Consider the following 26,340-nt stretch of genomic DNA (forward strand, 5'->3'; position numbering starts at 1 on the left):
GTGACCACCGCGAAGCGGTTCATCATCCCCTGGCACGACTCCATCGCCAAGCAGTAGACCGGGTCGTCGGGCAGTGCACCGACGACGTCAGGCAGTAGCCGATGCCCGGCGCTGGCCCCGGCCCGAACCGACGCCAGGCCAGCGCCCCGCTCGGCCCGCACATCCATCCTCCAGCCCGTACCGGGATGAATGGCACGCCCGTTCCGGTGGATCGGCGCGGCCAGCCGACGAAAGGAGAGTCGTGGTGGCTCTGTTGCGAGTGTGGGCCTGATGCTGGCGGGAACGTCCGTCTTCTGGGACGGCGCCTGGCAACCGCCGGCAACCGTCCGGACCCTGCCCCTGGTCAACCCGAGCACCGAGGAGCCGTTGGGCTCGGTGCCGTGGGGCGACGAGCAGGACGTGGACTCGGCGGTCCGGGCCGCCCGCCGGGCCGTGGACACCGGGGAGTGGGCCCGGAGTACGGCGGCGGACCGGGCCGACGCGATGGACCGGCTCGCCACGGCGATCGAGGCTCGGGCGGACGCGCTGGCCCGACTGGTGAGTCAGGAGATCGGGCAGCCGCTCCCGGTCTCCGAGCGGTACAGCGTGCAACGCCCGGTCGGGGTGCTGCGCTACTACGCCGCGCTGCTTCGCGAGCGCCCGACCGAGGAGGTACGGGCGGCGGTTATGCGGCCGGGCCACAGCATCGTCCGGCGGGAACCACTCGGCGTCGTGGGCCTGATCGTTCCGTGGAACTACCCGCAGGCGCTCACCATGGCCAAGCTCGCCCCCGCCCTCGCGGCCGGATGCAGCGTGGTGCTCAAGCCGGCGGCCGAGACCTCGCTCGACGCGTACCTGCTGGCCGAGGCGGCCGAGGAGGCACAGTTGCCACCCGGGGTCTTCAACCTGGTGCCCGGCGGACGGGACACCGGCGAGTTCCTGGTCCGGCATCCCGGAGTGGACAAGATCGCGTTCACCGGTTCGACCGCCGCCGGCCGGCTCATCGGTGCGGTCTGCGGGCAACTGCTCCGGCCGGTGTCGCTGGAACTCGGTGGCAAGTCGGCGGCGATCGTGCTGCCGGACGCGGATCTCGACACCGTCGCCGGGCAGCTGGCCGTCGGATCGTTCGGCAACGCCGGGCAGACGTGCTTCCTGCTCTCCCGGGTGCTGGCGCCACGGTCCCGGTACGCCGACGTGGTCGACGCGCTGCGCGAGGTCGCCGCCGGCTTCGTCCTCGGTGACCCGTTCGACGAGCGCACCACGATGGGTCCCCTGGTGAGCGGGCGACAGCGTGACCGGGTCGCCGAGCTCGTCGCGAGCGGTCTCGACGGCGGCGCCCGACTGGTCACCGGTGGCGGCCGACCGGCGGAGCTGGATCGCGGCTTCTACTTCGAGCCGACGGTCTTCGCCGATGTCGACAACGGCTCCCGGATCGCCCGGGAGGAGGTCTTCGGTCCGGTGGTCTGCGTGTTGCCCTACGAGGGCGAGGAGGAAGCCGTCGCGCTCGCCAACGATTCGGAGTACGGCCTGGGCGGAAGCGTCTTCACCAGCGACCTGGAGCACGGGCTGGACGTCGCGCGCCGGATCCAGACCGGAACGATCGGAATCAACGGCTACGCGCCCGACGTCACCGCGCCGTTCGGCGGCTACAAGGCCAGCGGCCTGGGTCGGGAGAACGGCCCCGAGGCGATCGCCTCGTACGAGAACGTCAAGTCGATGTACGTCACCGCCGGGAAGCCGGCTCGATGAGTTTGCCACGTGCGAGTTTGCCCAGCGCGAACGACAGGGATGGGGCGATGACAACTGTGGTCGAGAGACCTTCCGACAGCGACGGTCGCGAGCTGGAACGGGGTCGGCCGGCGAGCCGGGCCGAACTGGCCCGACGGGCGGACTGGATCCGCCTGGCGACGATCGACCTGATCGACCAGGCCGGGCTGGGCCACTACTCCAGCACCTTCTCCTGCGCCGAGATCTTCTCGGTGCTCTACTACCACACCCTCCGGCTGCGTCCGGGCCAGCCGGACTGGCCGGACCGGGACCGCTTCCTGCTCGGCAAGGGGCACGTCGCGACCGGGTTGTGGCCGGTCTACGCCGACCTCGGTTACTACCCCGCCGACTGGCTGGCCACGTTCGGGCAGATCGGCAGCCCGCTCAACGACCATCCGAACATGCGCCTGGCACCGGGTGTCGACTTCAGCTCGGGGTCGTTGGGTCACAACCTCTCGGTGGGTCTGGGCATGAGCCTGGCCGGGCGGTTGACCGGTCGGGACTACCGGACGTTCGTGCTCACCGGCGACGGTGAGATCCAGGAGGGGCAGGTGTGGGAGGCGATCATGGCCGCCGGCCACTACCGCCTCGGCGGCGGCCTGGTCGCGATCGTCGACGCGAACGGCTTCTCCGGACACGGCCCGACCTCCGACGCCATCAACATCGAGTCGGTCGCCGACCGGTTCACCGCGTTCGGCTGGCAGGCCATCGAGGTCGACGGGCACGACGTCGGCGCACTCTGCGAGACGTTCGACGCGCTGCCTCCGGTGGGCGAGGGGCGGCCGGTCTGTGTGGTCGCCCGGACCCGCAAGGGCAAGGGCCTGGCGATGATGGAGGAGGCGCCGCAGGCCTGGCACCTCGGTCATCTGACCCCGGAGCAGCGCGACGGGGCTCGCGCCGAGATCGAAGCGAGGATGCGATGACGGACACCCAGGCACCACCGGAAACCGGGACCGGACCGGACGCCGGAGGGCAGGCGCCGGAGTCGCAGGAGAAGATGGTCGACGTCTTCGCCGACGACAAGGGTCACACCGTGGCGAAGACCAACCCGGTGGGCGTGGAGATCGCCCGGCTCGCCGACCTCGACGACCGGGTCGTCGCGCTCTCTGCCGACATGAGCGCCGTCCTGGCGGACCTGCGGCAGCGGCATCCGGAGCGGTACTTCGAGTTCGGCATCGCCGAGACGAACACCATCTCGGCGGCGGCCGGCATGGCGGCCAGCGGGCTGCGGCCGTACGTGTTGTCGATGGCGCCGTTCGGGGCGATCAAGTGCGCGGAGCAGTTGCGCACCGACGTGGCGTACAACCACCTGCCGGTGCGGTTCGTCGCCCGGTTGTCCGGACTGGCGATGGGCTTCTTCGGCACCAGTCACCACGCGGTCGAGGACATCGCCATCGCGCGTACCCTGACCAACCTCACGGTGGTGGCGCCGGCCGACGCCAACGCCACCATCGGGCTGCTCCGTTCCACTGTGGACCACGACGGGCCGGTGTTCTACCGGATCAGCGAGGGAACGTCGCCGGTGTATCCGGAACCGCCGACCTTCTCCTACGGCAAGTGGGTCCAGGTCCGGCCCGGCAAGGACCTGACCATCATCGGGTACGGCATCGGGGTCGGCCTCGGCCTCGCCGCCGCCGAGATCCTGGCGGCCGAGGGAATCGACGCGGCGGTGCTCGACGCGCTCTACCTCAAGCCGTTCGATTCCGAGGCGCTGCTGGCGGCGGCCCGGGACACCGGCAAGCTGCTCACCGTCGAGGAGCACAACGAGATCGGCGGGCTCGGCTCGATCGTCGCCGAGGCGCTGGGCCGGAACCGCGTACCGGCGGACCTGGACACCCTGGCGCTGCCGGACGTCGACCTGGAGGTCGGGGTGCCGGCCGCGCTGCACGCGCACTACGGCCTCACCCCGGACGGGGTGGCGCAGCGGGCCCGGGCCCTGGTCGGGGCCTGAACGCCGATGCGCGCCGTCGTCTGCGTTCCCGGCGGTACCGAGCTGACCGAGCTGCCGGACCCGGAACCCACCCCGGACGGGGTTGTCGTCTCGGTCGACGCCTGTGGGCTCTGCGGCTCGGACGTGCACATGGTCGAGCACGGCCGGGCCGTTCCGGGCCACGTGCTCGGGCACGAGTTCGCCGGCCGGATCGCGGCGGTGGGTCGGAACGCCGGCCGGTGGCGGATCGGTGCGCCGGTGGCGGTGAATCCGCTCGGTGGATGCGGGACCTGCCAGCCGTGCCGGCGGCAGCTCCCGTTCCGTTGCCAGGCGGTGCCGAACCTCGGGCTGACCGCGCCGGGGGCGTACGCGGAGTACGTCGCCGTACCGCAGGCGCAGCTCGTGCCGCTGCCGGACGAGGTCTCCCCGGAGGTGGGGGCGCACGCCGAACCGCTGGCGGTCGCGCTGCGCGCGGTGCGCCTCGGCCGGCCGGAGCCCGGTGAGCCGGCGCTGGTGTACGGGGTCGGTTCGATCGGTCTCAACGTCATCATGGCGTTGCGGCAGGCCGGAGCCGGCACCATCGTGGCGGTCGGGCGCTCGGCCGGGCGTCGGGCCGCGGCCGAGGCGGTCGGCGCGGACGTCGTCCTCGACAGCCGGGTCACCGACCTGGCGAGCTACGCGGCGGAGGCGGGCCTGGCGTTCGGCTCCGGCTACGAGTGCTCGGCCGCGGTCGGCGCGCTGGCCGAGACGGTGGCGGTGCTCGCGCCGGGTGGAGTCGGCGTGCAGGTCGCGCTGAACTCGGCGCCGGAGTCGCTGGACGCCCGGGGACTGGTCGGGCGTGGCCTGACGGTGGTCGGCAGTTGCGCCTTCGACGCGGCGGACTACCAGGAGGCGGTGGCGCACCTGCTCGCCGGCCGGGTGGCCGGAGCCGACCTGATCAGCGAGCGGGTGTCGCTGGAGCAGGTGCCGGAGACGCTGGTCCGGCTGCGTCGCCCCGGCGACCTGGTCCGGGTGCTGGTGCGCCCGTGACGGCCGGGGCGGTGCCGCACCGGCCGGCGTGCCGGCTCCGACCGACCGACGTGGGCGTACCGAGGGAGGGAGTCAGGTGAAGGATTTCAGTGGCAGGGTCGCCGTGGTGACCGGTGCCGGCAGCGGGATGGGCCGGGCCTTCGCACAGCGGTTCGCGCAGGAGGGGATGCGGGTCGTCGCGGCCGACGTCCAGGTCGACGCGCTCGACCGGGCGGTCGCCGAGCTGACCGCCGACGGCCACCAGGTCGTCGGGGTACGCACCGACGTCTCCGACCCGGTCTCGGTGCGCAACCTCGCCGAGCAGGCCGTGGCGGCGTACGGCAAGGTGCACGTGATCTGCAACAACGCCGGCGTCGAGGGCTATCTCGACGGGCCGATCTGGGAGGCGACCGATCGGGACTGGAACTGGACGGTCGGGGTCAACTTCTGGAGCGTGGTGTACGGCGTCCGGACCTTCCTGCCGCTGATCCTGTCCCACGGTGAGCCGGGGCACGTGGTGAACACCGCCTCGATGACGGCGGTGACCCGACCGGCCAACATGTACGGGATCACCAAACACGCCGTCATGGCGCTCACCGAGACCCTGTACGCGGACCTGCGGAGCCGGGGCGTACCGGTCGGGGCCACCGCGCTCTGCCCGGGGATCATCGCCACCAACCTCTTCCTCGGCAGCCGGAACCGCCCGGCGGAGCTGCGCAACGAGATCGAGACGCCGGGCGCGGTCGCCGGGCGGGAGAAGCGGGACCTGATGCACGCGCGGCTGGCCGAGGGGATGTCCCCGGCGGAGGTCGCGGACCAACTCGTCGCCGCGATCCGGGCGGACCGGCTGTACGCCCTCACCGACCACGACTGGGACGACCGGATCTCCGACCGGTTCGGCAACATCCTCGGCGGCGTCAACCCGGTCGTCGACGCCGTACCGCAAACCTCCACGGGCAACGGGAAAGTGGGTTGAGCACCATGGCAGAGGGCAGATTCGACGGCCGGGTCGCGGTCGTCACCGGCGGTGCCGCCGGCTTCGGCAAGGCGGTGGCGCAGCGGCTGCTGGCCGACGGCGCCGAGGTCGTCCTGGTCGACCGGGACGCCGAGGCGCTGGCCGCCACCGCCGCCGAGCTGACCGAGGTACGCCCGGTCCGGGCGGTCCGGGCCGACGTCAGCCAGGAGGCCGACGTCGCCGGGTACGTGGCCGAGGCGTTGGACGCGCACGGCCGGATCGACGCCTTCTTCAACAACGCCGGGATCGAGGGGCGGATGGCCCCGATGACCGAGCTGAGCATCGACGACTTCGACCGGGTCATCGCGGTGAACCTGCGCGGGGTGTTCCTGGGGCTGCGGGACGTACTCCGGGTGATGAAGGCCCAGGGCGGAGGCGCGATCGTGAACACCGCCTCGATGGCGGGCATCCGGGGCAGCGCGACGTTCAGCCCGTACGTCGCGTCCAAGCACGGGGTCATCGGGCTGACCCGGTGCGCCGCGCTGGAGGGTGCGCCGTTCGGGATCCGGGTGAACACCATCGCGCCGGGGCACATCGACACCCGGATGGCCCGGGACCTGACCCACCAGGTCGACCCGGACAACCCGCAGGCCGCGTACGAGCGGGCGGTGGCCCGGATCCCACTGGCCCGGTACGGCACCGCCGAGGAGGTGGCGAACCTGGCGACCTGGCTGCTCTCCGACGAGGCGAGCTACGTCTCCGGCGCCACCCACCTGATCGACGGCGCACTGAACGCCTGACCACCACAGGAAAAGAGAATCCGTGACCCTGCGCAGCAACCTCGCGGTCGGCAGTTCGCGCTGGGCCGTCCGGCGCGCCCAGTGGCGGGCCCTCGGCCTCTCCGACGAGGACATGACGAAGCCGAAGATCGCCATCGTCAACTCCTCGTCCAACCTGGCCATCTGCTTCAGCCACCTGGACGACATCGTGCCGCCGCTGAAGGAGGCGATCCGGGCGGCCGGCGGGGTGCCGTTCGAGGTCCGGACGGCCGCGCCGAGCGACTTCATCACCAGCGCGGGCCGGGACGGCCGGTACATCCTGCCGAGCCGGGACCTGATCGTGAACGACATCGAGGTCGCGGTCGAGGGAGCGTTGCTGGACGGGATGGTCTGCCTGGCGTCCTGCGACAAGACGGCGCCCGGCCAGTTGATGGCCGCCGCCCGGCTGGACATCCCGACCATCGTGGTCGGCTGCGGCTACCAGCCGAGCGGCCGGTTCCGGGGCGAGCACGTCGACATCGAGGAGGTCTTCCTCGCCGCCGGGCACGTCGCGGCGGGGCACCTCTCGCTGCCGGACCTGACCGAGATGAGCGACAACGCGATCCGTGGTCCCGGGGTCTGTGCCGGGATGGGTACCGCCAACTCGATGCACATCACCAGCGAGGCGCTCGGGATGACCCTGCCCGGCAGCACGCCCGTGCTGGCGAACAGTCCCCGGATGTGGGACGCGGTACGCCAGGCCGGCGCGCGGATCGTGGCGATGGTCGACGAGGGCCTGAAGCCCAGCGACATCCTCACCCGGGAGGCGTTCGAGAACGCGGTGACGGTGCTGCTGGCGGTGAGCGGGTCGGTCAACGCGATCAAGCACCTCCAGGCGGTGGCGGTCGAGGCGCGCTGCGACGTCGACATCCCGGCGCTGTTCGAGCGGCTCGCCGACGCGGTGCCGCTGCTCTGCGCGGTCCGGCCGAACGGGCCGCACTTCATCGAGGAGTTCGAGGCGGCCGGCGGCGCGCTGGCGGTGTTGAAGCAGCTCTCCGGTCAGCTGCACCTGTCGGCCCGGACGGTCACCGGGCAGACCCTGGGCGAGGTGCTCGCGGACGTCACGGTCGCGGACGAGGAGATCATCCGTCCGGTCGACCGCCCGCTCGGGCGCCGGCCCGGGATCGTGGTGGTGCGCGGCTCGCTCGCGCCGGACGGCGCGGCGGTCAAGCGACCGGTCGACGACCGGGGGCCGAGCCGGTTCGAGGGCGAGGCGATCGTCTATCCGAGTCGGGACGCCGCGCTGGCCGGACTGGCCGCCGGCGAGATCCGGGCCGGGCACGTGGTGGTGGTGGCCGGGCTCGGCCCGAAGGGCGGCCCGGGGATGGGGATGGCCTCGGCGGTGGTCTTCGCCCTGGACGGTGCCGGCCTGGGCGAAACGGTCGCGGTGGTCACCGACGGGCAGATGTCGGGCCTGGTCAACACCGGGATCGTGGTCGCCGAGGTGTCGCCGGAGGCGGCGGTCGGTGGGCCGCTGGGCCTGGTGGAGAACGGCGACCGGATCTCGATCGACGTCGCCGGTCGGATGGTGGACCTGCTGGTGCCCGACGACGTCCTCGCGGAGCGCCGGGCCAGGTTCCGGACCAGGGCCAGCTCCGGTGAGCAGGGCTGGCTCTCCATCTACGAGCGGCTGGTCACCCCGGTGGCCGAGGGTGCCGTACTGAACGAACGCGTACCGAACGAGGGAAGGACAGCGGGATGACGTCGGGGAGCACCGAGCTGGTCGAGCCGGGCCGGAGCACACCGGTGCTCGGCGAGTACGAGGTCGTCGTACTCGGTGGTGGGCCGGCGGGGATCATGGCGGCGGCCGCGGCGGCCCGCGCGGGCCGGTCCACGATCCTGATCGAGCGGTACGGCTATCTGGGCGGAGCGGGCAGCGCCGGTGGGTTGAGCACGTTCTGTGGGCTGCACGCGAACGTGCACGGCGAGCACCGTCAGGTGATCCACGGGCTCGCCGACGACCTGCTGTCCCGGATGGACGCGCTCGGCGGCCTGAACCCGCCGCACCTCTCCTTCGAGAACCGGATCCTGGCCCAGGCGTACGACATCTCGGCGTACAAGATCGCAACCGATGACCTGGTCGTGGAGTCGGGTGCCACGGTGCTCTTCCACGCGCTCGCGGTCGGGGTGGTGAAGCGGTCCGACGACGCGGTGCACGCCGTGCTCGTCGAGTCCAAGTCCGGCCGGGGCGCGATCGTCGGGCAGATGTTCATCGACTGCTCCGGCGACGCCGACATCGCGGCCTGGGCCGGTGCTCCGTACGAGAAGACCCCGGGCGACGCCGGGATGATGTATCCCTCGCTGATGTTCCGGATCAACGGGGTGGACGCCGAGACGGCGATCCGGGAGCGGGAGCGGCTGCCCGAGCTGATGGACTCCGCGGAGCGGGAGGGCGCGTTCCAGTTCGCCCGGAAGAAGCCGATCGTGCGCCCGCAGCGCAATCCGCTGGAGTGGCGGGCCAACATGACCCAGCTCAGCAATCCCGACGGTAGCGCGATCGACGGCACCGACGTGGAGCAGCTCAGCCGGGGCGAGTTGCAGGGCCGGCGGCAGATCCGGGACCAGTTCCCGTTCTTCCAGCAGCGGGTGCCGGGCTTCGCGAACTCGTACGTGGTCGACATCGCCCCGTCGATCGGTATCCGGGAGACCCGCCGGATCATCGGCCCGTACCAGCTCAGCAGCGACGACATCCTGGACTGTGTCGACTTCACCGACTCGATCGGGGTGAACGGCTGGCCGGTGGAGGCGCACGTCGCCGGTGACGTGGTGATCCGCTGGCCGAACGGTGAGAATCCGCGCGGGTTCAACCAGCTCCCGTTCCGGATGATCGTGCCGCAGCGGCTGGCGAACGTGTACGTCGCCGGCCGGTGTGCCTCGATGACCCACGACGGCCAGTCCTCGGCCCGGGTCACCGGCCCGTGCTTCGCGATGGGCCAGGCGGCCGGCACGGCGGCGGACCTCGCGCTCGCCGCCGGAGTGGCGGGCGGCGATGTCGACGTACCGCAGTTGCAGAAGCGCCTGGCCGACGACGGTGCCTACCTCGGCACGACGTGGTGACGAACCGCCGGGACCGGACCGGTCCCGGCAGATCGGAGTGACGGATGCGACTCACCGATGACGAGCGGAGCATGCTCGACGGCGAGCAGGGCGAGGCCGTACAGGCCGCGATGGACCTGCTGGTCCGGTACGGCGAGGTGCTCGGCGCCGAACGGCTCGTCGACACGGACAACGTCTGCGGCGCCAACATCTTCGGGCAGCGCCAGATGATGCTCTGCGGTGCCGCCGATCCGGACGCGGTCTTCTCGGAGTTCAGTCTGGACAGTCCGAAGCCGGTCGAGATCACGCCGATGAAGGCGCAGAGCTACCAGCTGATCGGCCCGATGGACACCCAGCACTGGCAGGTGCAGGGGCTCAGCCAGGAGGCGCACGACGCGATCGAGTCCAGCGAGTCGTACAGCGCCCGGCACGGCATCCACCTGATGAACACGTGCACCCCGTACCAGGTCGGCAACGTGCCGGTGAAGGGGGAGCACTGCGCCTGGATGGAGTCGTCGGCGGTGGTCTACGTCAACTCGGTGCTGGGTGCCCGGACCAATGTGGAGGGACGGGAGAGCACCGCCGCCGCGATGTTGACCGGGAAGATCCCGTACTGGGGCTACCACCTGGACTCCAACCGCTTCGGCAGCCACCTGGTGGAGGTCGCCGAGCCGGTGAGCAGCAGCCTGGACTGGGGCCTGCTCGGCTACTACGTCGGCGAGCTGGTCCAGGAGGGCGTGCCGGTGCTGGACGGCATCGCCGAGGTGCCGAACCTGGTCAAGCTCAAGCACTTCGGGGCCGCCGCCGCGTCGTCGGGCGGGGTGGAGATGTACCACATCCCCGGCACGACCGTGGAGGCCCGGACCGTCGACGAGGCGTTCGGCCCGCGCCGGCCGGTCCAGACCCTCCGGTACGGGGCGCGGGAGCGTCGGCAGACGTACGAGCAGTTGAACCACACGGCCCGGGACAGCGACGTCGACCTGGTGATGATCGGCTGTCCGCATGCGACGCTGAGTCAGATCCGGGACGTCTGTCGGCTGGTGCAGGGTCGGAAGGTCCATCCGGACAGCGCGCTCTGGGTCTTCACGCCCCGGGCGATCCGCCAGGTGGCGGAGCAGAACGGCTACGCGCAGATCCTCCGGGACGCCGGGGCGCTGCTGATGAGCGACACCTGCCCGGCGATCGGGCAGTTCCTGCCGAAGGGGACCCGGGTGATCGCCACCGACTCGGCCAAGCAGGTGCACTACCTGCCGGCGATCATGAAGGTGCAGGGTTGGTTCGGCACCACCGAGGAGTGCGTCAACTCGGCGCTGACCGGCACCTGGCAGGGGAGCCTGTGATGAGCGAGCGCGACATCGTCACGTTGCGGGGCCGGGGCCTGGTCGGCGGCGTGGTCGAGGGCGAGGCGCTGGTGACCCGGGACAGCATCTCCGGCTGGGGCGGGATCGAGCCGACCGGCGGCCGGATCATCGAGTCCCGGCACGAGCTGAGCGGCCAGTCGTTCAAGGACAAGATCCTGGTCTTTCCCGGCGCGAAGGGTTCCTCCGGCTGGTCCGGCATGTTCCACATGTCGCGGCTGGCCGGCTCCGCGCCCAAGGCGATGATCTTCAACTACATGAACACGAAGATCGCGCTCGGCGTGGTGGTGACCCGGGTGCCGGCCGTCACCGACCTCGACCAGAACCCGCTGGACGTTATCGAGACCGGCGACTGGGTACGCGTCGACGCCGACACGGGAACCGTCGTGGTGACCAAGGGCGGCCGACCCGGAGGGGGTGCCGGCGGGCCGGCAGACGGCGCGGCGAAGGCGGAGACCGGGCGACCGGAAGCGGAGACGGAGGGACACGATGACTGACTGGGCGGGAACCATCCTGGACCCGACCGGGGACACCGACCAGGGCGCGGACACCACGCTGGCGCCTCGGCTGGGCAGCCTCCGGGGTGCCACCCTCGGCCTGCTCGACAACGGCAAGCCGAACGGTTCGGTGCTGCTCAGCGAGATCGGTTCGCACCTGCGCGAGCGGTACGGCGTGCGCGAGGTGCTGATGTACACCAAGTCCTACTTCGGCACGCCGGTGGACCAGACGCTGACCGAGCGGATCGTGCAGGAGTGTGATTTCGCCATCGCGGCGATCGGTGATTGAGGCTCGTGCAGCGCGGCCAGTTTGGCCGACGGAATTCTGCTGGAACGTGGTGGCATCCCAGCGGTCTCAATCTGCACCGAGCCATTCCGGATTCCGGCCGACGCCATGGCGAAGGCGTACGGCTTTCCCGGTTTCCAGTACCTGTTGACGCCGCACCCGGTCGCCAGTCTCACCCTGGCGGAGGTCCGGGAGCGGGTGGTCGGCATGACGCCGCGCATCCTGGAGATCCTGGGGGTGGAACAGTGACGACGTCCGGTTCGCCGGTGGTGTCCCACGGCGGCGGGGTGTCCGACGGCGGCGGGGTGTCCGATCCCGCCGCCGTGCAGGACGCGATCGAATACTGCTACGAACGCGGCTGGACCGACGGGCTTCCGGTGGTGCCGTGCGACCAGGCGCTGCTCGACCGGTTCCTGGCCCAGACGGACCGTGACCCCGGTGACGTCGTCTTCGCGATGCCGCACCTGAACCGGAAGTGCACGGTACGGCTGGCCGCGCTCAACGCGGCGATGGCCGGCTGCCGGCCGGAGTACTTTCCGGTGGTGCTCGCGGCCTGGGACTCGCTGGCCGCCGAGGGCTACCTCGCCAAGGGAATCTGGCAGAGCACCACCGGCACGGCGCCGCTGGTGCTGGTGAACGGGCCGGTGCGGGAGCGGATCGGGCTGAACGGCCGGGGGAACGTCTTCGGGCCGGGCTTCCGGGCCAACGCGACGATCGGCCGGGCGCTCCGGCTGACCGCGCTGAACGCGTTCGGGCTGCGTCCCCGGGAACTCGACCAGGCGACCCAGGGCACCCCGGCGAAGTACACCCTCTGCATCGCGGAGAACGAGGAGGAGAGTCCCTGGACGCCCTTTGCCGAGCAGTTCGGGTTCGCGGCCGGGGAGAGCACGGTGACCGCGATGACGATCCGATCGGTCGTGCACGTCGAGGCCCGGCACACGGGCGTACCGGAGCAGTTGCTGCGGGACTTCGCCGACACCGTGGCCCGGACCGGGGCGCTGCTGCACGAGACGATCAGCGCCTGTCTGGTGCTGAGCCCGGAGCACGCCCGTCTGCTCGCGGACGCCGGCTGGGACCGGCGGCGGATCAGCGGGTACGTCTTCGAGGCGGCGGTGCGCAGCCGGGTGGAACTCGACCTGGCCGGCAAGGGCAGCGTGTCCCGCAAGTCCCGGTGGCGGGTTCCCGCCGACCATCCGGACGCCGTTCCGGACCGGGAGGCGGAGTCCGATCCCGACTCGACGGTCGGCGACGGTCGGGTGCACGTGCTGAACTCCCCGGACGCGGTCCTGGTGGTCGTCGCCGGTGCGTCGAACTCGGGGGTGTCCGCCGTGGTGGAAACCTTCGGACCCAGGGGCGACCGCCCGAACGTCGTACGCGTGCAGGAGCGCTGACGGAGGGCGGTCGTCGCGCGGCGTAGTTGTGATCATCACTGTTCGGGAGGTACCGTGGGCGCATAATTCATCGATCGTTGAATAAGGTGATCGAGGTGGACGAGCGAACGACCTGCGTCGTCGTCGGAGGCGGACCGGCCGGGATGGTGCTGGGCCTGCTGTTGGCCCGGGCCGGCGTCGAGGTGACGGTGCTGGAGAAACACGGCGACTTCCTGCGCGACTTCCGGGGCGACACGGTCCATCCGTCGACCCTGCACCTCCTGGACGAGCTGGGCCTGGGTGAGCGGTTCGCAAGCCTGCCGCAGAGTCGGCTGGACGAGGTCGCCTTTCCGGTCGACGACGGTCCGCAGATCGTCATCGCCGACCTCCGTCGACTGAGGACCCCGCATCCCTACGTCGCGATGGTGCCGCAGTGGGACCTGCTCAACCTGCTCGCCGACGCGGGCGCGGCGGAGCCCACCTTCACCCTGCGGATGCGCGCCGAGGTGACGGAGCTGATCCAGGAGGCGGGCCGGGTTCAGGGGGTGCGCTACCGGGGACCGGACGGGAAGTCCCGGGAGATCCGGGCCGACCTCACCGTTGCCTGCGACGGCCGCTGGTCGATCGCCCGCCGACAGGCCGAGCTGCGGCCCCGGGAGTTCCCCGTGCCGATCGACGCGTGGTGGTTCCGGCTGCCGCGCGACCCCGACGACGATCCGGCCGGGCTCACCCCGCGAGTCGGCCAGGGCCGGTTCGCCGTGGTGATCCCCCGGGAGGGCTACCTCCAGATCGCCTACCTCGCCCGGAAGGGAACCGACGCACAGCTGCGGGCCCGGGGAATCGAACACTTCCGGCGGGACATCGCGGAACTGTCGCCCTCGTTCGCGGACCGGGTCGGCGCGCTCGCGTCGATGGACGACGTCAAACATCTCGACGTACGCCTGAACCGGCTCGACCGCTGGCACGTGGACGGGCTGCTCTGCCTGGGGGACGCCGCCCACGCGATGTCGCCGGTCGGCGGGGTCGGTATCAACCTCGCGGTGCAGGACGCCGTCGCCGCCGCGACCCTGCTCGCCGAGCCGCTGCGGCGCGGCCGGGTCACCCCGGCCGAGCTGGCCGCGGTGCGGAAGCGGCGACTGCTGCCGACCATCCTCGTGCAGCGATTGCAACGCATCATGCACCGGAATCTGGTCGAGCCGATTCTCGACGGTCGACGGGCCGGACCGCCCCGCGTCGTGCTGGGCCTGCTGCGGCGCTTCCCGGCCCTCTCGCTCGTGCCGGCCTACCTGATCGGCATCGGCGTACGCCCCGAGCACGCCCCACCGTTCGCCCGGCGACCGCCGTCCGGCGTCGCCGTGGACGACCAGGGCGGATAGGCGATTCCACTTCGGACATACGTTCGGATCCGGCTGCCCTGGTGATCCACATTGCCCGCCCGAGCCCGTAGACTCCCCGCCGAATAAGGCGGGACGAAACGGGGGAAAGACGTGAGCGGAAGCGACGTGGTGGCGGACACCGAACAGGACTGGCAGGCCGCTGCGGTGAACCGCGCGGTGCGGGCGGCCCAGGGCTACTGGGGCCCGCCCCAGGCGACGTACTGGTGGCAGGTGCGTCGGCGTTCGCAGAGCCGGCTGATCGCGGTGCCCGGCGCGATCGCGCTCGCCGCCGTGCTCTGCGCGGTGCCGTACACCCTGATGTCCGAGGCGTACGGCGCCGGAGTCCTGGTCGCGCTCGTCGGGATCGTGGCGACCGGCATCGCGGTGCTGATGTACCGGGCCACCAAGCCGAAGGAGCGGGTCGGCGTCATCCTCTTCTCCGGCGGCTTCGTCTGGGACGACGGCCGGGAGTCGGACGTCGTGCCGTTCGACCAGATCGCGGACGTCCGCCGCAACGTGACCCAGCACCTCGGTTCCGGGGGAGCGGTGCGGTACACCTCGCACCACTACACCGTGATCCGTCCCGACGGCAGCAGGCTGCTGATCAACGACGCGTTCCGCGATGTCGTCGAACTCGGTGACCGGGTGATGAGCGCGGTGACCGCCCTGCAGGTGGCCGGCGGGCGGGAGCGGCTGCACCGCGGCGAGACGCTCGACTTCGCCCCGTTCGCGATCAACCGGCAGGGCCTCCGTCTGGACGCCGACCTGCCGGTCACGCCCTGGTCGGAGGTGTCGGAGGTCCGGCTCCGCGACGGCAGCCTCGAAGTGCTGGTCAACGGGCGGAAGGTGGGCGCCAGGTTCATCCAACAGGTGCCGAACGTCTTCGTCCTGGTGACTCTCGCCGAGGAGTTGAGGCTGGCGAACCGATAGGACGCTCCTTCCGCTATCCGGAAGTAGTACTTCCGGGCCGGCGTGGCACTCGACATGCTCCGGAGAACGGGTACAACCGCTTCTCCAAGGAGTCGCCATGTCGGCCTTCGTACGCGACCAGTGGTATGTCGCCGCCTACAGCAGGGAGGTCGGGCGGGAACTGCTCGGCCGGACGATCCTCGGTGAGCCCATCGTCTTCTACCGCACCGAGCAGGGCGAGGCGATCGGTCTGGCCGACCGGTGCGTGCACCGCCGCTTCCCGCTGTCGGAGAGCCGCCTCGACGGCGACAACATCGTCTGCGGGTACCACGGGTTCACCTACGACCAGGGCGGCTCCTGCGTCTTCGTCCCCGGCCAGCAGCGGATCCCGCGTACCGCGCGGGTCGCGTCGTACCCGGTGGTCGAGCAGGACTCGCTCGTCTGGGTGTGGATCGGCGACCGGGCCAAGGCCGACCCGACGCGGATCCCCCGGGCGCCCTGGCTGGCCGACCCGAACTACACCACCGTGTCCGGAATGGAGCCGTTGAACGCCCGGTACATGTTGCTCGTCGACAACCTGATGGACCTGTCCCACGAGACGTACCTGCACGGCGGGTACATCGGGACCCCGGAGGTCGCCGAGACGCCGATCCAGACCGAGGTGGACGAGGACTCCGGAATCGTCTACGTGAGCCGGCACATGGACGACGCGGCCTGCCCCCCGTTCTACGCGAAGTCGACCGGCATCGAGGGTCGGATCACCCGCTGGCAGGACATCGAGTACCACCCGCCGTGCCTCTACGTGCTGCACAGCCGGATTGCGCCGCAGGGCGTGTACCCGCCCGCCGAAGGCCCGGACGACCAGGCGTTCCACGTCGAGGTCGTGTACGGCATCACCCCGTCGACGGAGAACACCACGTACGACTTCTGGGCCGTGGCACGGGACTTCGCGCTCGACGACACGCAGGTCACCGACTTCCTCCGGTCGAACAACCACACCGTGGTGATGCAGGACGTGGTCGCCCTCAACCTGCTGGAGCAGGTCATCGCCACCGAGGCGGACGGCTACCAGGAACTCAGCATCAACATCGACACCGGTGGCCTGGCGGCCCGTCGCATCCTGAAGCGGATGGCCGAGCGGAGCCAGCCGGAGGGCGCGGTGGCGTCGTGACCGAGCGAACCGGCGAGCGGATGCTGACCGGTCCCCGGGTCTACCGGATCGAGTGGGTGCTCGGCACCGACCGGCTCCGGGGGCACTGCTACTGCGGCACCTCCTACGACGCCGAGGACCCGATCGAGCTGTGGTCCTGGCTGCTCGCGCACCCCGACAGCCACGGCGGGGACCGGCCGGAGACCCCGGCGCCGGTCGACCGGGGCCCCGCCGGAGCGGTCCGGGAACGCCAGCCGGTGCCCGCCTGACCGGCGCCGCCCCGACCGGCCCCCCGCCGGCCTCCCCAATCCCGAACGACGCCGACCCGAATGGCCGACCAATGCAGAGCAACCCCGAACCCGCCACCGAGGTCGAACTCGACCTGCTGCTGGCCGCGAAGCGCGAGGCGGCGGACGGCGTCGTCGTACTGACGCTGCGCCATCCCACCGGGGCACCGCTGCCGGCCTGGGAACCGGGCGCCCACCTCGACCTGCTGCTCCGACCCGATCTGGTCCGGCAGTACTCGCTCTGCGGTGACCCGGCGGACCGCACCGCACTACAGGTGGCGGTGTTGCGGGAGGCCGGCGGTCGGGGCGGTTCGGCGTACGTGCACGACGAGCTGCCGGAAGGAGCGACCGTACGGGTCCGGGGCCCCCGCAACCACTTCGCCCTGCTGCCGGCCAGGCGGTACCTGTTCATCGCGGGCGGGATCGGGATCACCCCGCTGGTGCCGATGGTCGCGGCCGCCGAGGAGGCGGGTGCCGACTGGCGACTCGTGTACGGCGGGCGGTCCCGTGCCTCGATGGCGTTCCGGTCGGAACTGCGGGACCGGTACGGCGACCGGGTCTCGATCCACCCGCAGGACGAGACCGGGCTGCTCGACCTGCCGACACTGCTCGCCGAGCCCGATCCGGAGCGCCTGGTCTACTGCTGCGGTCCCGAACCGCTGCTCGCGGCCGTCGAGGCCAACTGCGGGCACTGGCCCTCCGGCGCGCTCCGGGTCGAGCGGTTCGCGCCGAAGACGTTCGACGAGCCGGTCCGGCGGGAGTCGTTCGAGGTCGAACTCGCCCGGTCGGGCCGGACCCTGGAGGTGCCGCCCGGCTCCTCGATCCTCCAGGTGGTCGAGGACTCCGGTGTCCCGGTCCTCTCCTCGTGCCAGGAGGGGACCTGCGGAACCTGTGAGACGGCGGTGCTGTCCGGCGTACCGGAGCACCGCGACTCGCTGCTCACCGACGAGGAGCAGGCGGCCAACGACACCATGATGATCTGCGTGTCCCGGTCCCGCTCGCCGAAGCTGGTACTCGACCTCTGAACCAGCCACCCCCGGCGGGAACGCCGTGCGCGTGCCGCCGGAGTTCCGGTGGAAATATGCTGGTGGCCACGGGTGGCGAGGGCTGGAGGGTGTCGGTGCCGGACGGGACGCCGTCGGGGACAGGATCGGTGACCGTACGGGCACTGAGGTTGCTCGAGGCGTTCACCCCGGACCGCCGCGAACTCACCCTCACCGAACTGGCCCACCGGGCCGGGCTGCCGCTCACCACCACCCACCGGCTGGTCAACGACCTCGCCGGCTGGGGTGCGGTGGAACGGGACGTGGACGGTCGCTACCGCATCGGGCTCCGGCTGTGGGAGATCGCCTCGCTGGCGCCGCGCGGGCTCGGGCTCCGCGAGGCCGCGCTGCCGTTCCTGGAGGACCTGTTCCAGGTGACGCAGGAGAACGTCCAGCTCGCCGTCCGGGAGGGCCTCGACGTGGTGTACGTCGAGCGGATCGCCGGACACAGCGCCGTACCCGTGTTGACCCGGGTCGGCGGGCGCTTCGCGATGCCGCCCACCGGGGTCGGGCTGGTGTTGCTGGCGCACGCCCCGGCCGACGTACAGGAGACGGTGCTCGAGTCGCCGTTGCAGCGGTTCACCGAGCGGACCATCACCTCGCCCCGGGAACTGCGCCGGGTGCTCGCCGAGGTGCGGCGGACCGGGATCGCGATCAGCGACCGGCAGGTGACGATGGACGCGCTGTCGATCGGCGCCCCGGTCTACGGCGCGACCGGCGATGTCGTCGCCGCGGTCTCGATCGTCGTCCGGGCGCCCCGGCCGCAGCGGGCCAGCCTGATTCCGGTGGTCCGGGCCGCCGCCCGGGGGATCTCGCGGGTGCTCCGGGCTCCGGCGATGTCGCCACCGTCCCGGCCGCTCCGTCCGGATCCGGAGCGGTAGCGGTCACCGACCGCCGGTGGGTCGGCCCGGCGGCCCGACGTCGTCGGTGCGCGCACCACCCGGTTCGGCGTACCCGGTGAGTCCGCCGGCCAGCAGGTCGAAGGCATGGTCGGCCGCCGTGACGGCGTCGGCGTGCACCTCGGCCGCCGTCCGGCCCTCGGTCAGCCGGCGCCAGTTCTCCCGGGCGAGTACCCGCTGTACCGCGACGATCTGACTCGCGGCGAGCCGGGCGTCGAGTGCGTCGGCCGCCGGTGCCGCCTCGGCCAGGGCTTCGGCCAGGGCTTCCTCGTCGTGCGTGGCGTACTGCGCCACCCGGGCCGCCAGGCTGGGCGTGCCGAAGACCATGCCGTGGAAGGCGAGGACCTCCGGGTGGTCGTTGAGCCCGGTCACCGGGTCCCGTCGGTCCAGCCCGGCCAGGAAGTGCCGGCGCAGCGCGGCGAGCGGCGCCTCGCCGGGTGATCTGTCCCGGACCACCCGGGCGGCCTCGCCCCGGTGGTCGAGGATCCGGTGCAGGACCAGGTCCTCCTTGCTCGGGAAGTACTTGAAGAGCGTGGGCTTGGAGACCTCGGCGGCGGCGGCCACGTCGGCGACGGAGACCTGGTCGTACCCGTGCCGCAGGAACAGCGAGATGGCCGCCTCCGACAGCGCGTCGTGGGTGCGCTGCCGCTTCCGCTCCCGCAGGCCACGCGGTTCGTCCATGAGATCCACTCTAACACTCCTCAGACTCGGTCAATATCATTACCGAGTTGTATTCTTTACCGAGTCAAGTGAACGTCCCGGCTCGACGACGTGGAGATCGATCACCATGGCCCCGCCAACCTCAGCCCACCCCACGACGCCCACCGAGCCGGCCGCCGCGCTCGCCGAGGAGCAGGCCCGGCTGGCCGTCGCCCGGAAGGCGCTGGCCCGGATGCTGGACACCGCCCGGCTGCGGGTCGCGACCGGTGAGAGCGTCGCCGGGGACCGCTACACGGCCGAGACGCTCGGCCGGATGCTCAAGAGCCACGTGAAGGAACTGACCGAGGAGCCCGACGGCCCGCTGTACTTCGGCCGGTTGTGGTTCGGCGACTCCCCGGCGGCCGGGGAACATCGCGACGAGCGCTACTACCTCGGCCGGCGACACATCACCGACGAGTCCGGCCGGCCCATCGTGATCGACTGGCGGGCGCCGGTCTCCCGGGCCTTCTACCGGGCCAGCACCCGCGACCCGCTCGGCGTCCGGGAGCGCCGGCGGTACGGCTGGACCAGCCGGCACCCGGCCGAGCTGACCGGCTTCGAGGACGAACTCCTCGACGGCGGCGGCGCGTCGGCGGACGTCACGAGCCGACTGGTCGCCGCCGAGATCGAACGTCCGAGGGTCGGGCCGATGCGGGACATCGTCGCGACGATACAGCCGGAGCAGGACGACCTGGTCCGGGCGGACCTCGACCGGTCGGTCTGCGTACAGGGCGGTCCGGGCAGCGGGAAGACGGCCGTCGGACTGCACCGCGCCGCGTACCTCCTCTACACGCACCGGCGGCAGATGAAGCGGGGCGGCATCCTGGTCGTCGGACCGAACCCGGCCTTCCTGCGCTACATCTCCGCGGTGTTGCCCGCCCTCGGCGAGGTCGACGTCGAGCAGCAGACCCTCGCGGAACTGGTCGGCGGGCACCCGGTCGGTGCCAGCGACAGTGAGGCGGCGGCCGTGGTCAAGCACGACCCCCGGATGGCCACCGTGCTGCGCCGGGCCCTGTGCCAGCGGATCGGCGAGCCGACCGGCCCGCTCGTCGTTCCGGACGGTTCGTACCGGTGGCGACTGCCGGTCGAGTGGCTACGTCGGATCGTCACCGAGGTACGGGCCGAGGAGCTGCCGTACGCCATCGGTCGGGAGCGGCTCCGGTCCCGCGTCGTCGGCCTGCTGCAGCGCCGGGCCGAGACCCGGGCGGAGACCCCGAGCGGTGCCTGGCTGCGGCGGATGGCCCGCTGCCGTCCGGTCACCACGTTTCTCGACGAGGTGTGGCCGGCGACCCGCCCGGAGGAGCTGTTGGCCCTGCTCTTCGGCGACCCCGCCGCACTGGCCCGGGCGTCGGCCGGGGTGCTCGGTGCCGACGAGCAGGCGGTGTTGCGGTGGCCGGGACGGCCCCGTGCGGCCCGGACCGCCAGCTGGTCGGCTGCCGACCGGGTACTCCTCGACGAGGTCGCCGGGCTGCTCGACCATCCGGCCGGCTACCGGCACATCGTGGTGGACGAGGCCCAGGACCTCTCCCCGATGCAGTGCCGGGCGATCGCCCGGCGCAGCCGGCACGGCTCGTTGACCGTCCTCGGTGACCTCGCCCAGGGCACCACGCCGTGGGCGGCGTCGGACTGGCGGGAGCAGTTGGCGCACCTCGGTCGGCCCGCCGCCACGGTCGTACCGCTGACCGCCGGTTTCCGGGTTCCGGCCGTCGTGCTCGAACTGGCCAACCGGCTCCTGCCGGAGCTGGCGGTCACGGTTCCGCCGACCCGGTCGGTGCGTACCGACGGGACGTTGCGGGTCCGGGCGGCGGCGGACCTCGGGGCCGCGGCCACCGAGGCGGTCGCGGCCGCGCTCGGGTACGCCGGTTCGATCGGGGTGATCGCGGCCGACGCGCGACTGCCCCGGCTGGTGGCGGCGCTGCGGTCCGCCGGGATCGCCGTCGCCGATCCGGACGCGGACGACGAGGGTCTCCGGGTGACGGCGCTGCCGGCGACCCTGGCGAAGGGTCTGGAGTACGACCACGTCATCGTCGTCGAGCCGGCCGAGATCGTGGAGGCGGAACCGCGCGGCCCGCACCGCCTCTACGTCGTACTCACCCGGGCCGTGTCCCGGCTCGACGTCCTGCACCACCGGGCTCTGCCACCCGCGTTGCGTGGCTGAGCCGTTCCGGGGTGGGTGCCGGTCGGTCAGGCCCACCGGCCGGGGGTGGCAGTGACGGCGGCCCGGAACAGGACCGTGGCGGTGGCGTACAGCAGGAGGGCGGCGCCGAACCCCGGCAGGATGGTCCAGAGCGCCGGGTGGCCGGTCAGCGGGGCGAGTACGGCGGTGCCGATGGTGACCAGGCAGAGCCCGATGCCGGTCAGGTCGTAGAGCGGGACCTTGAACAGCCGGGTGAGCGGGAAGAAGTGGATCCCCACGCCGAGGCAGACGACCATGGGGATGAGTTCGGTGTGGTCGACGGCGGCGAGAACCCGGGCGACGACGTAGATGCCGATGAACTCGGCGGCGACGATGAGCCCGAAGCGGCGGCCGGCGGTCCGGTCGCGTCCGGCCGCACCACCGGCCGGTACGGCGGCGGAGCGCCGGAAGACGTAGCCGGCACTGCCGATCGCCAGCAGCGTGGCCAGCACACTTGCCACGGTCAGCGTCGTCTCGACCGGGGTCGGGAGGTCGGCCGACAGGCCCCAACTGGTCCAGGCCAGGCCGAAGAACGCCATCACCACGATCCCGACGGCTCGTCCCCGGATGTCCTCCCGGGTGAAGCCGCTGCCGGCTCCGGCCTCGGCGTTGCCGGCTCCGACCTCGGCGCTGCTGGGTTCTGCGGTGGCGCTGCTCATCGTGCTTCCTTCCCGAGTGCGGTCCGGCCCGTGGAGCTGGCCGGACCCCGTACTTCATGCGACGGACAACTTTGTAGCACAAACAAGTCCACCACAACAAGTAGTTGACTGGCGCGTGGGACGGCCCGGAAACGAGAATCCGGCGCGGTCAGGACGAGGGTCTGTTGCCGGCTCCGGGACGTACGCTTCGACACCGTGACGGATCGGGCGGCTTTCCACTGGGACGAGACCCTGTACGCCGGCAGCGCGGACCACTACGCCATCGGCCGGATGCCGTACCCCGGAGCGGTCGCGGACGTGCTGCGTACGGAGTTGGCGCTGGACGGCCGTGGTCGGCTGCTCGACGTGGGATGTGGACCCGGTTCGCTGACCCTTCTGCTGGCGCCCCTGTTCGACGCGGTGGTGGGGATCGACGCCGACCCGGAGATGCTCCGGCGGGCCGACCGGGCGGCGGAGCGGGCCGGGATCGACAACGTGCGCTGGCACCACCTGCGCGCCGAGGAACTGCCCGGCGGGCTCGGCACGTTCCGGGTCGTCACCTTCGCGCAGTCGTTCCACTGGCTCGACCGTCCCCGGGTGGCCGCCGCCGTACGGCCGATGGTGGCGTCCGGCGGCGCCTGGGTGCACGTGGGCGCCACCACGCACCGGGGAGAGCCCGGGAACGATCCGCTGCCGCATCCCCGCCCGCCGCACGACGAGGTCGACGCGCTCGTGGCCCGGTATCTCGGCCCGGTCCGCAGAGCCGGCCGGAGCCTGCTGCCGGACGGGACGGCGGGCGGGGAGGAGGAGGTGATGCGGTCCGCCGGCTACCAGGGGCCGCGCCGCTTCGAGGTCGCCGGGGGCGTAGTACGGGAACGCACCGAGGACGAGGTGGTCAGCGCGGTCTTCTCGTTGTCGTACGCCGCGCCGCACCTGTTCGCCGAGCGCCGACCCGAGTTCGAGCGGGACCTGCGTGCGTTGCTCCGTATGGCGTCGCCGAACGGGCGCTTCTCCGAGCGCACCCGAGCCATCGAGCTGGTGGTCTGGCAGCCGTAGGCCGACCCTCCTCCGGCGGCCGTACCTTCGCGTCCGGTCGACGGTCCCGGTGTTCCGATCGGCTGCCGGCGCCGGACACCGGGGCGGATTTGGTGACATCGAGGGATAGGACTACGGTCAAGGCCGGCTGATGCCGCGAAATGGGGCCAACACGACTGATGGGATCATGGTGACTGTCCTCAACCCCCGGCGTATCCGATCCGGTGCCGCGCTCGCCGTTGCGTGCGTGGCGGTCCTGCCGCTCACGGCGGCCTGTGGAGGGGGCGGCACCGAGCCTCCCCAGTGGGCCGACGGAGTGTCGGCCTCGGAGTCCCCGTCACCCCTGCCGACACCGACCGATGTGGAGACGACGTCGGCGGCGCCGACCCCCACGGCGGTCCGGACCAGCCGACCCGCGGCCACCACCACCGCGCCGGCCAGCCGGCCCCGCACGATGGGGCAGCGGTCGACGGTGACGGTCAGCGTGTCGGGCGGGCTGGCCCAGTCCCAGACGTTCACCGGCCTCCACCAGGACGGCTGTGGCAATCCAAGCTGGGGACTGCTGACGGTCCGGGTGAACAACGCCGCCAACGTCTCGTCGGTGACGTTCCGCTATCAGGTACGCACCCCGGTGCCGTTCAGCGGCAGTGGATCGGCCCGCACGCTCGGGAACGACCGGGGTTCCTGGCTCGCCAGCCTCGGGCCGTTCCGGGCCGACCCGCGCAACTCGGCGGGCGGCGCGATCAACGTCACGGCCGAGGCGAAGTTCAAGGACGGCTCCACCCGCACCGCCAGGACCACCACCTCGCTCAAGGCCTGCCGGCGCTGACGTCCGGGCCGGTCCCGCACCCGGTGTTACCTCCGGCACGGCCGGCTTGACTTCAACCTCGCTTCACATCACAACCTGTCGACCATGACAGATTCCATCCTCGACGAGGTGTACGAACGGATTCGGCACACCGGGCCGGAACGGGACGGCTGGTTGACGAACCATGCGCCGATGGCGGCGGAGGTCCTGGTCCGGCACGGGTACGGGCACCTTGTCCACCCGTGGCTGGACACCTACGCGGACCGGTTGGAGGAGCGCCCGCGCGGCATCTCGACCATCGAGACCGCGCAATGGCGTGACCCGCTCGGCGACCCCAGCCGGGCCGGCGACTGGCTGGACTACTTCGCTCGGGAGTTGGCCGGCGAGCCCTGGCGTACCGTGCTGGTCCGCTGGTGGCCACGGCTGCTGCCCGGCATCGCCGCCGGTGCCACCCACGGCGTGATCCGGGTCGGTCATGCCGTACGCGCGCTGCTCGACACCGAGACCGACGGGCGGATCGCCGAACTCGGCGCCGGACTGGCCTACTGGGCCGCCCGTTGGCAGCCGCTCGCTCCGCCGGGCGCGGGTCCGTACCCGACGACCGATCCGCGATCCGCGCTCGACCGCGTACCACGGGTGCCGGATCAGCGGTTCGGTATCCGGGCCAGGCTGGCGCAACTGGCCGAGTCGACGCAGTGGCCGGCCAGCGCCGGAGCGGTACCCGGTCAGCGCGGTGCCGACGTGCCGACCCGGCTCGCGGCCATCGTCGACGCCGCCGTCGCCCGGTACGCCAGCCACGGGTACGCCAGTCCGATCATGCTGGTGCACGCCGCCACGGCCCCGAACGCGGTGCTGCGTACCCTGCCCGCGCTGCCAACGCCACTCTGGACACCGAGTCTCGACGCGGCCTGGGCCGCGACGGCCGCCGTCACGGCCGCCTACTCTCCGGCGCGGGCCAGGCCGCCGCTGATCCGGCGGTCCGCCCCGCAGATCGCGGAGGTGATGCACCGGGCGGCGGACTCGGGCGACGAGCACGCGATCAAGTTCGCCGACGCGGCCGTCGACGCGTACGCGCGCAGCGGCGACGACCCGACGGTGGCCGCCCTGGCGGTCGCGTCGGTCGACCTGCTCGCCGGGGACTGACCGGCGCGGCGGCGCCGCGCCCGGGCCCCTTCGGAGGCGTGCTGGGCCCCTTCGGGTCGCGCCCGGTCATGTTCGAACGCGTCGGCCTGGGGCATGATCGGGGGCGATGACCTTCGTACTGCACGACCCGGCCCGGCTCGACCTCTGCTACGACAGCCTGCACGGGCTGTCGGTGGGCGACGCGCTCGGCGCCCAGTTCTTCATGGTCGGACGGTCGCTCGCCGAGCTGGTGGAGGGACGCCCGCCGGCCGGTCCGTGGGAGTGGACCGACGACACCCACATGGCCTGCTCGGTCGTAGCCGAACTCGGCGAACACGGGACGATCGAACAGGATCGGCTCGCCGACGTCTTCGCGGACCGCTGTGACCCGTACCGCGGCTACGGAGCGGGCGCGGTGGTGATCCTGCACCAGATCCGGGACGGCGTGCCGTGGCGGGACGCGGCCGGAGCCGCGTTCGGCGGGGAGGGTTCCTGCGGCAACGGCGCGGCGATGCGGGTCGCCCCGCTCGGCGCCTACCACGCCGACCGGCCGCGCCGGGCCGCCGAGCAGGCGATCCGGTCGGCGGAGGTCACCCACGCACATCCGGAGGGAATCGCCGGGGCGGTCCTGGTCGCGGTCGCCGCCGCGTACGCCGCTGCCGCCCGGCTCACCGGGGTACGCCCGTCCGCGTCCGCGTTCTTCGACCGGTTCCAGCCGTACCTGATCGACGGGGAGGTACGCCGGGGGATGGACCGCGCCCGGCGACTGCTGGCGCGGCGGTCGGCGGAGCCGGTGACGGTCGAGGAGGCGGCGTACGACCTCGGCAACGGCTCCCGGGTGACCGCCCAGGACACGGTTCCGTTCGCGCTCTGGGTCGCCGCCACCCGGCTGGCGGACTATCCGGCCGCGATCACCGCTTGCGTGGCGGCCGGTGGGGACGTCGACACGACCGGGGCGATCGTCGGTGGCGTGGTGGCGGCGTACACCGGGATCGGGGACGGGCCGGACGCGGTCGGCGTACCGGCGTCGTGGCTCGCCGCCCGCGAGGAGTTGCCACCCTGGGCCCGCCGGGTACCCGGACGGCCTTAGAGCCTGTGTCGAAGTCGGTGCCAGGGTTTGAGCTGGCTTAAGGATCTTCGCGTGTCGGAGGTCGATATGTAGCGAGGTCTCCGGTAGATGGTTCAGCGACCAGC

25 protein-coding genes are annotated in these 26,340 nt (G+C 72.0%); 23 read left to right on the forward strand and 2 right to left on the reverse strand.

Going from position 1 to position 26,340, the window contains the following annotated elements:
* Window positions 1-270: 270 nt before the first annotated feature.
* From ACFP2T_RS27850 to ACFP2T_RS27940, 18 genes are all read left to right on the forward strand, one after another.
* Complete coding sequence (locus ACFP2T_RS27850; protein ID WP_377426625.1) at window positions 271-1,728, forward strand: aldehyde dehydrogenase; 1,458 nt, start codon at window positions 271-273, stop codon at window positions 1,726-1,728.
* Between the two features lie 47 nt (window positions 1,729-1,775).
* Window positions 1,776-2,669 (forward strand): transketolase, encoded by an 894-nt coding sequence (locus ACFP2T_RS27855; protein WP_377426628.1) that lies wholly within the window; start codon window positions 1,776-1,778, stop codon window positions 2,667-2,669.
* Window positions 2,666-3,697, forward strand: a complete 1,032-nt coding sequence (locus tag ACFP2T_RS27860) for a transketolase family protein (RefSeq protein ID WP_377426631.1) — start codon at window positions 2,666-2,668, stop codon at window positions 3,695-3,697. The genes ACFP2T_RS27855 and ACFP2T_RS27860 overlap by 4 nt, the downstream gene beginning before the upstream one ends.
* Before the next feature lie 6 nt (window positions 3,698-3,703).
* Window positions 3,704-4,705 carry a zinc-dependent alcohol dehydrogenase gene (locus ACFP2T_RS27865; RefSeq protein WP_377426634.1) on the forward strand — a complete coding sequence of 334 codons (1,002 nt, stop codon included), beginning with the start codon at window positions 3,704-3,706 and terminating at the stop codon, window positions 4,703-4,705.
* A gap of 76 nt (window positions 4,706-4,781) precedes the next feature.
* Complete coding sequence (locus tag ACFP2T_RS27870) at window positions 4,782-5,660, forward strand: SDR family NAD(P)-dependent oxidoreductase (RefSeq protein ID WP_377426636.1); 879 nt, start codon at window positions 4,782-4,784, stop codon at window positions 5,658-5,660.
* 5 nt (window positions 5,661-5,665) lie between these two features.
* A complete protein-coding gene (locus tag ACFP2T_RS27875; protein WP_377426638.1) occupies window positions 5,666-6,439 on the forward strand; it encodes an SDR family NAD(P)-dependent oxidoreductase in 774 nt (257 codons plus the stop codon).
* A 22-nt stretch (window positions 6,440-6,461) separates the two neighbouring features.
* Window positions 6,462-8,159: a dihydroxy-acid dehydratase gene (gene ilvD / locus ACFP2T_RS27880; RefSeq protein WP_377426640.1), complete on the forward strand. Its 1,698-nt coding sequence runs from the start codon at window positions 6,462-6,464 to the stop codon at window positions 8,157-8,159.
* On the forward strand, window positions 8,156-9,514 hold the full coding sequence (locus ACFP2T_RS27885; RefSeq protein WP_377426642.1) for an FAD-dependent oxidoreductase: 1,359 nt from the start codon (window positions 8,156-8,158) through the stop codon (window positions 9,512-9,514). Before ilvD ends, ACFP2T_RS27885 begins: the two co-directional genes overlap by 4 nt.
* 44 nt (window positions 9,515-9,558) lie before the next feature.
* On the forward strand, window positions 9,559-10,833 hold the full coding sequence (locus ACFP2T_RS27890) for an aconitase X (protein ID WP_377426644.1): 1,275 nt from the start codon (window positions 9,559-9,561) through the stop codon (window positions 10,831-10,833).
* Window positions 10,833-11,348 (forward strand): aconitase X swivel domain-containing protein, encoded by a 516-nt coding sequence (locus ACFP2T_RS27895; protein WP_377426646.1) that lies wholly within the window; start codon window positions 10,833-10,835, stop codon window positions 11,346-11,348. Before ACFP2T_RS27890 ends, ACFP2T_RS27895 begins: the two co-directional genes overlap by 1 nt.
* Complete coding sequence (locus tag ACFP2T_RS48175; RefSeq protein ID WP_465264275.1) at window positions 11,341-11,883, forward strand: UGSC family (seleno)protein; 543 nt, start codon at window positions 11,341-11,343, stop codon at window positions 11,881-11,883. Before ACFP2T_RS27895 ends, ACFP2T_RS48175 begins: the two co-directional genes overlap by 8 nt.
* Window positions 11,880-13,025: a hypothetical protein gene (locus ACFP2T_RS27910; protein WP_377426653.1), complete on the forward strand. Its 1,146-nt coding sequence runs from the start codon at window positions 11,880-11,882 to the stop codon at window positions 13,023-13,025. The genes ACFP2T_RS48175 and ACFP2T_RS27910 overlap by 4 nt, the downstream gene beginning before the upstream one ends.
* Window positions 13,026-13,120: 95 nt before the next feature.
* Window positions 13,121-14,380, forward strand: a complete 1,260-nt coding sequence (locus ACFP2T_RS27915) for an FAD-dependent oxidoreductase (protein WP_377426655.1) — start codon at window positions 13,121-13,123, stop codon at window positions 14,378-14,380.
* 111 nt (window positions 14,381-14,491) lie between these two features.
* Window positions 14,492-15,310 carry a DUF6585 family protein gene (locus ACFP2T_RS27920; RefSeq protein WP_377426657.1) on the forward strand — a complete coding sequence of 273 codons (819 nt, stop codon included), beginning with the start codon at window positions 14,492-14,494 and terminating at the stop codon, window positions 15,308-15,310.
* A 97-nt stretch (window positions 15,311-15,407) separates the two neighbouring features.
* Window positions 15,408-16,460 carry an aromatic ring-hydroxylating dioxygenase subunit alpha gene (locus tag ACFP2T_RS27925; RefSeq protein ID WP_377426659.1) on the forward strand — a complete coding sequence of 351 codons (1,053 nt, stop codon included), beginning with the start codon at window positions 15,408-15,410 and terminating at the stop codon, window positions 16,458-16,460.
* Window positions 16,457-16,708: a hypothetical protein gene (locus ACFP2T_RS27930; protein WP_377426661.1), complete on the forward strand. Its 252-nt coding sequence runs from the start codon at window positions 16,457-16,459 to the stop codon at window positions 16,706-16,708. Before ACFP2T_RS27925 ends, ACFP2T_RS27930 begins: the two co-directional genes overlap by 4 nt.
* Window positions 16,709-16,779: 71 nt before the next feature.
* Window positions 16,780-17,751 (forward strand): PDR/VanB family oxidoreductase, encoded by a 972-nt coding sequence (locus ACFP2T_RS27935; RefSeq protein ID WP_377426663.1) that lies wholly within the window; start codon window positions 16,780-16,782, stop codon window positions 17,749-17,751.
* 128 nt (window positions 17,752-17,879) lie between these two features.
* Window positions 17,880-18,650, forward strand: coding sequence for an IclR family transcriptional regulator (locus ACFP2T_RS27940; protein ID WP_377426665.1), 771 nt, complete (start codon window positions 17,880-17,882; stop codon window positions 18,648-18,650).
* 3 nt (window positions 18,651-18,653) lie between these two features.
* On the opposite strand, the gene ACFP2T_RS27945 is transcribed toward ACFP2T_RS27940, so the two are convergent.
* The gene (locus ACFP2T_RS27945) at window positions 18,654-19,349 is read right to left on the reverse strand and encodes a TetR/AcrR family transcriptional regulator (protein WP_377426667.1); all 696 of its coding nucleotides are present in this window, start codon (window positions 19,347-19,349) and stop codon (window positions 18,654-18,656) included.
* 106 nt (window positions 19,350-19,455) lie between these two features.
* Between ACFP2T_RS27945 and ACFP2T_RS27950 the strand changes: the two genes are divergently transcribed.
* Window positions 19,456-21,525 carry a HelD family protein gene (locus ACFP2T_RS27950; RefSeq protein WP_377426670.1) on the forward strand — a complete coding sequence of 690 codons (2,070 nt, stop codon included), beginning with the start codon at window positions 19,456-19,458 and terminating at the stop codon, window positions 21,523-21,525.
* A gap of 26 nt (window positions 21,526-21,551) precedes the next feature.
* Here the strand turns inward: ACFP2T_RS27950 and ACFP2T_RS27955 are convergent, their stop codons facing one another.
* Window positions 21,552-22,202 (reverse strand): hypothetical protein, encoded by a 651-nt coding sequence (locus ACFP2T_RS27955; RefSeq protein ID WP_377426672.1) that lies wholly within the window; start codon window positions 22,200-22,202, stop codon window positions 21,552-21,554.
* A 195-nt stretch (window positions 22,203-22,397) separates the two neighbouring features.
* Here ACFP2T_RS27955 and ACFP2T_RS27960 point away from each other — a divergent pair, with 195 nt between their 5' ends.
* The 4 genes from ACFP2T_RS27960 to ACFP2T_RS27975 all read left to right on the forward strand — a co-directional run bounded on the left by ACFP2T_RS27960 (window position 22,398) and on the right by ACFP2T_RS27975 (window position 26,236).
* Window positions 22,398-23,237 (forward strand): class I SAM-dependent methyltransferase, encoded by an 840-nt coding sequence (locus ACFP2T_RS27960; RefSeq protein ID WP_377426675.1) that lies wholly within the window; start codon window positions 22,398-22,400, stop codon window positions 23,235-23,237.
* A 166-nt stretch (window positions 23,238-23,403) separates the two neighbouring features.
* The gene (locus ACFP2T_RS27965; RefSeq protein ID WP_377426677.1) at window positions 23,404-24,045 is read left to right on the forward strand and encodes a hypothetical protein; all 642 of its coding nucleotides are present in this window, start codon (window positions 23,404-23,406) and stop codon (window positions 24,043-24,045) included.
* 84 nt (window positions 24,046-24,129) lie between these two features.
* A complete protein-coding gene (locus ACFP2T_RS27970; protein ID WP_377426679.1) occupies window positions 24,130-25,167 on the forward strand; it encodes a questin oxidase family protein in 1,038 nt (345 codons plus the stop codon).
* A 106-nt stretch (window positions 25,168-25,273) separates the two neighbouring features.
* Window positions 25,274-26,236, forward strand: a complete 963-nt coding sequence (locus ACFP2T_RS27975) for an ADP-ribosylglycohydrolase family protein (RefSeq protein ID WP_377426682.1) — start codon at window positions 25,274-25,276, stop codon at window positions 26,234-26,236.
* The last annotated feature ends 104 nt before the right edge of the window (window positions 26,237-26,340 follow it).

The organism is Plantactinospora solaniradicis (assembly GCF_042658085.1).
GTDB lineage: Bacteria > Actinomycetota > Actinomycetes > Mycobacteriales > Micromonosporaceae > Plantactinospora > Plantactinospora solaniradicis.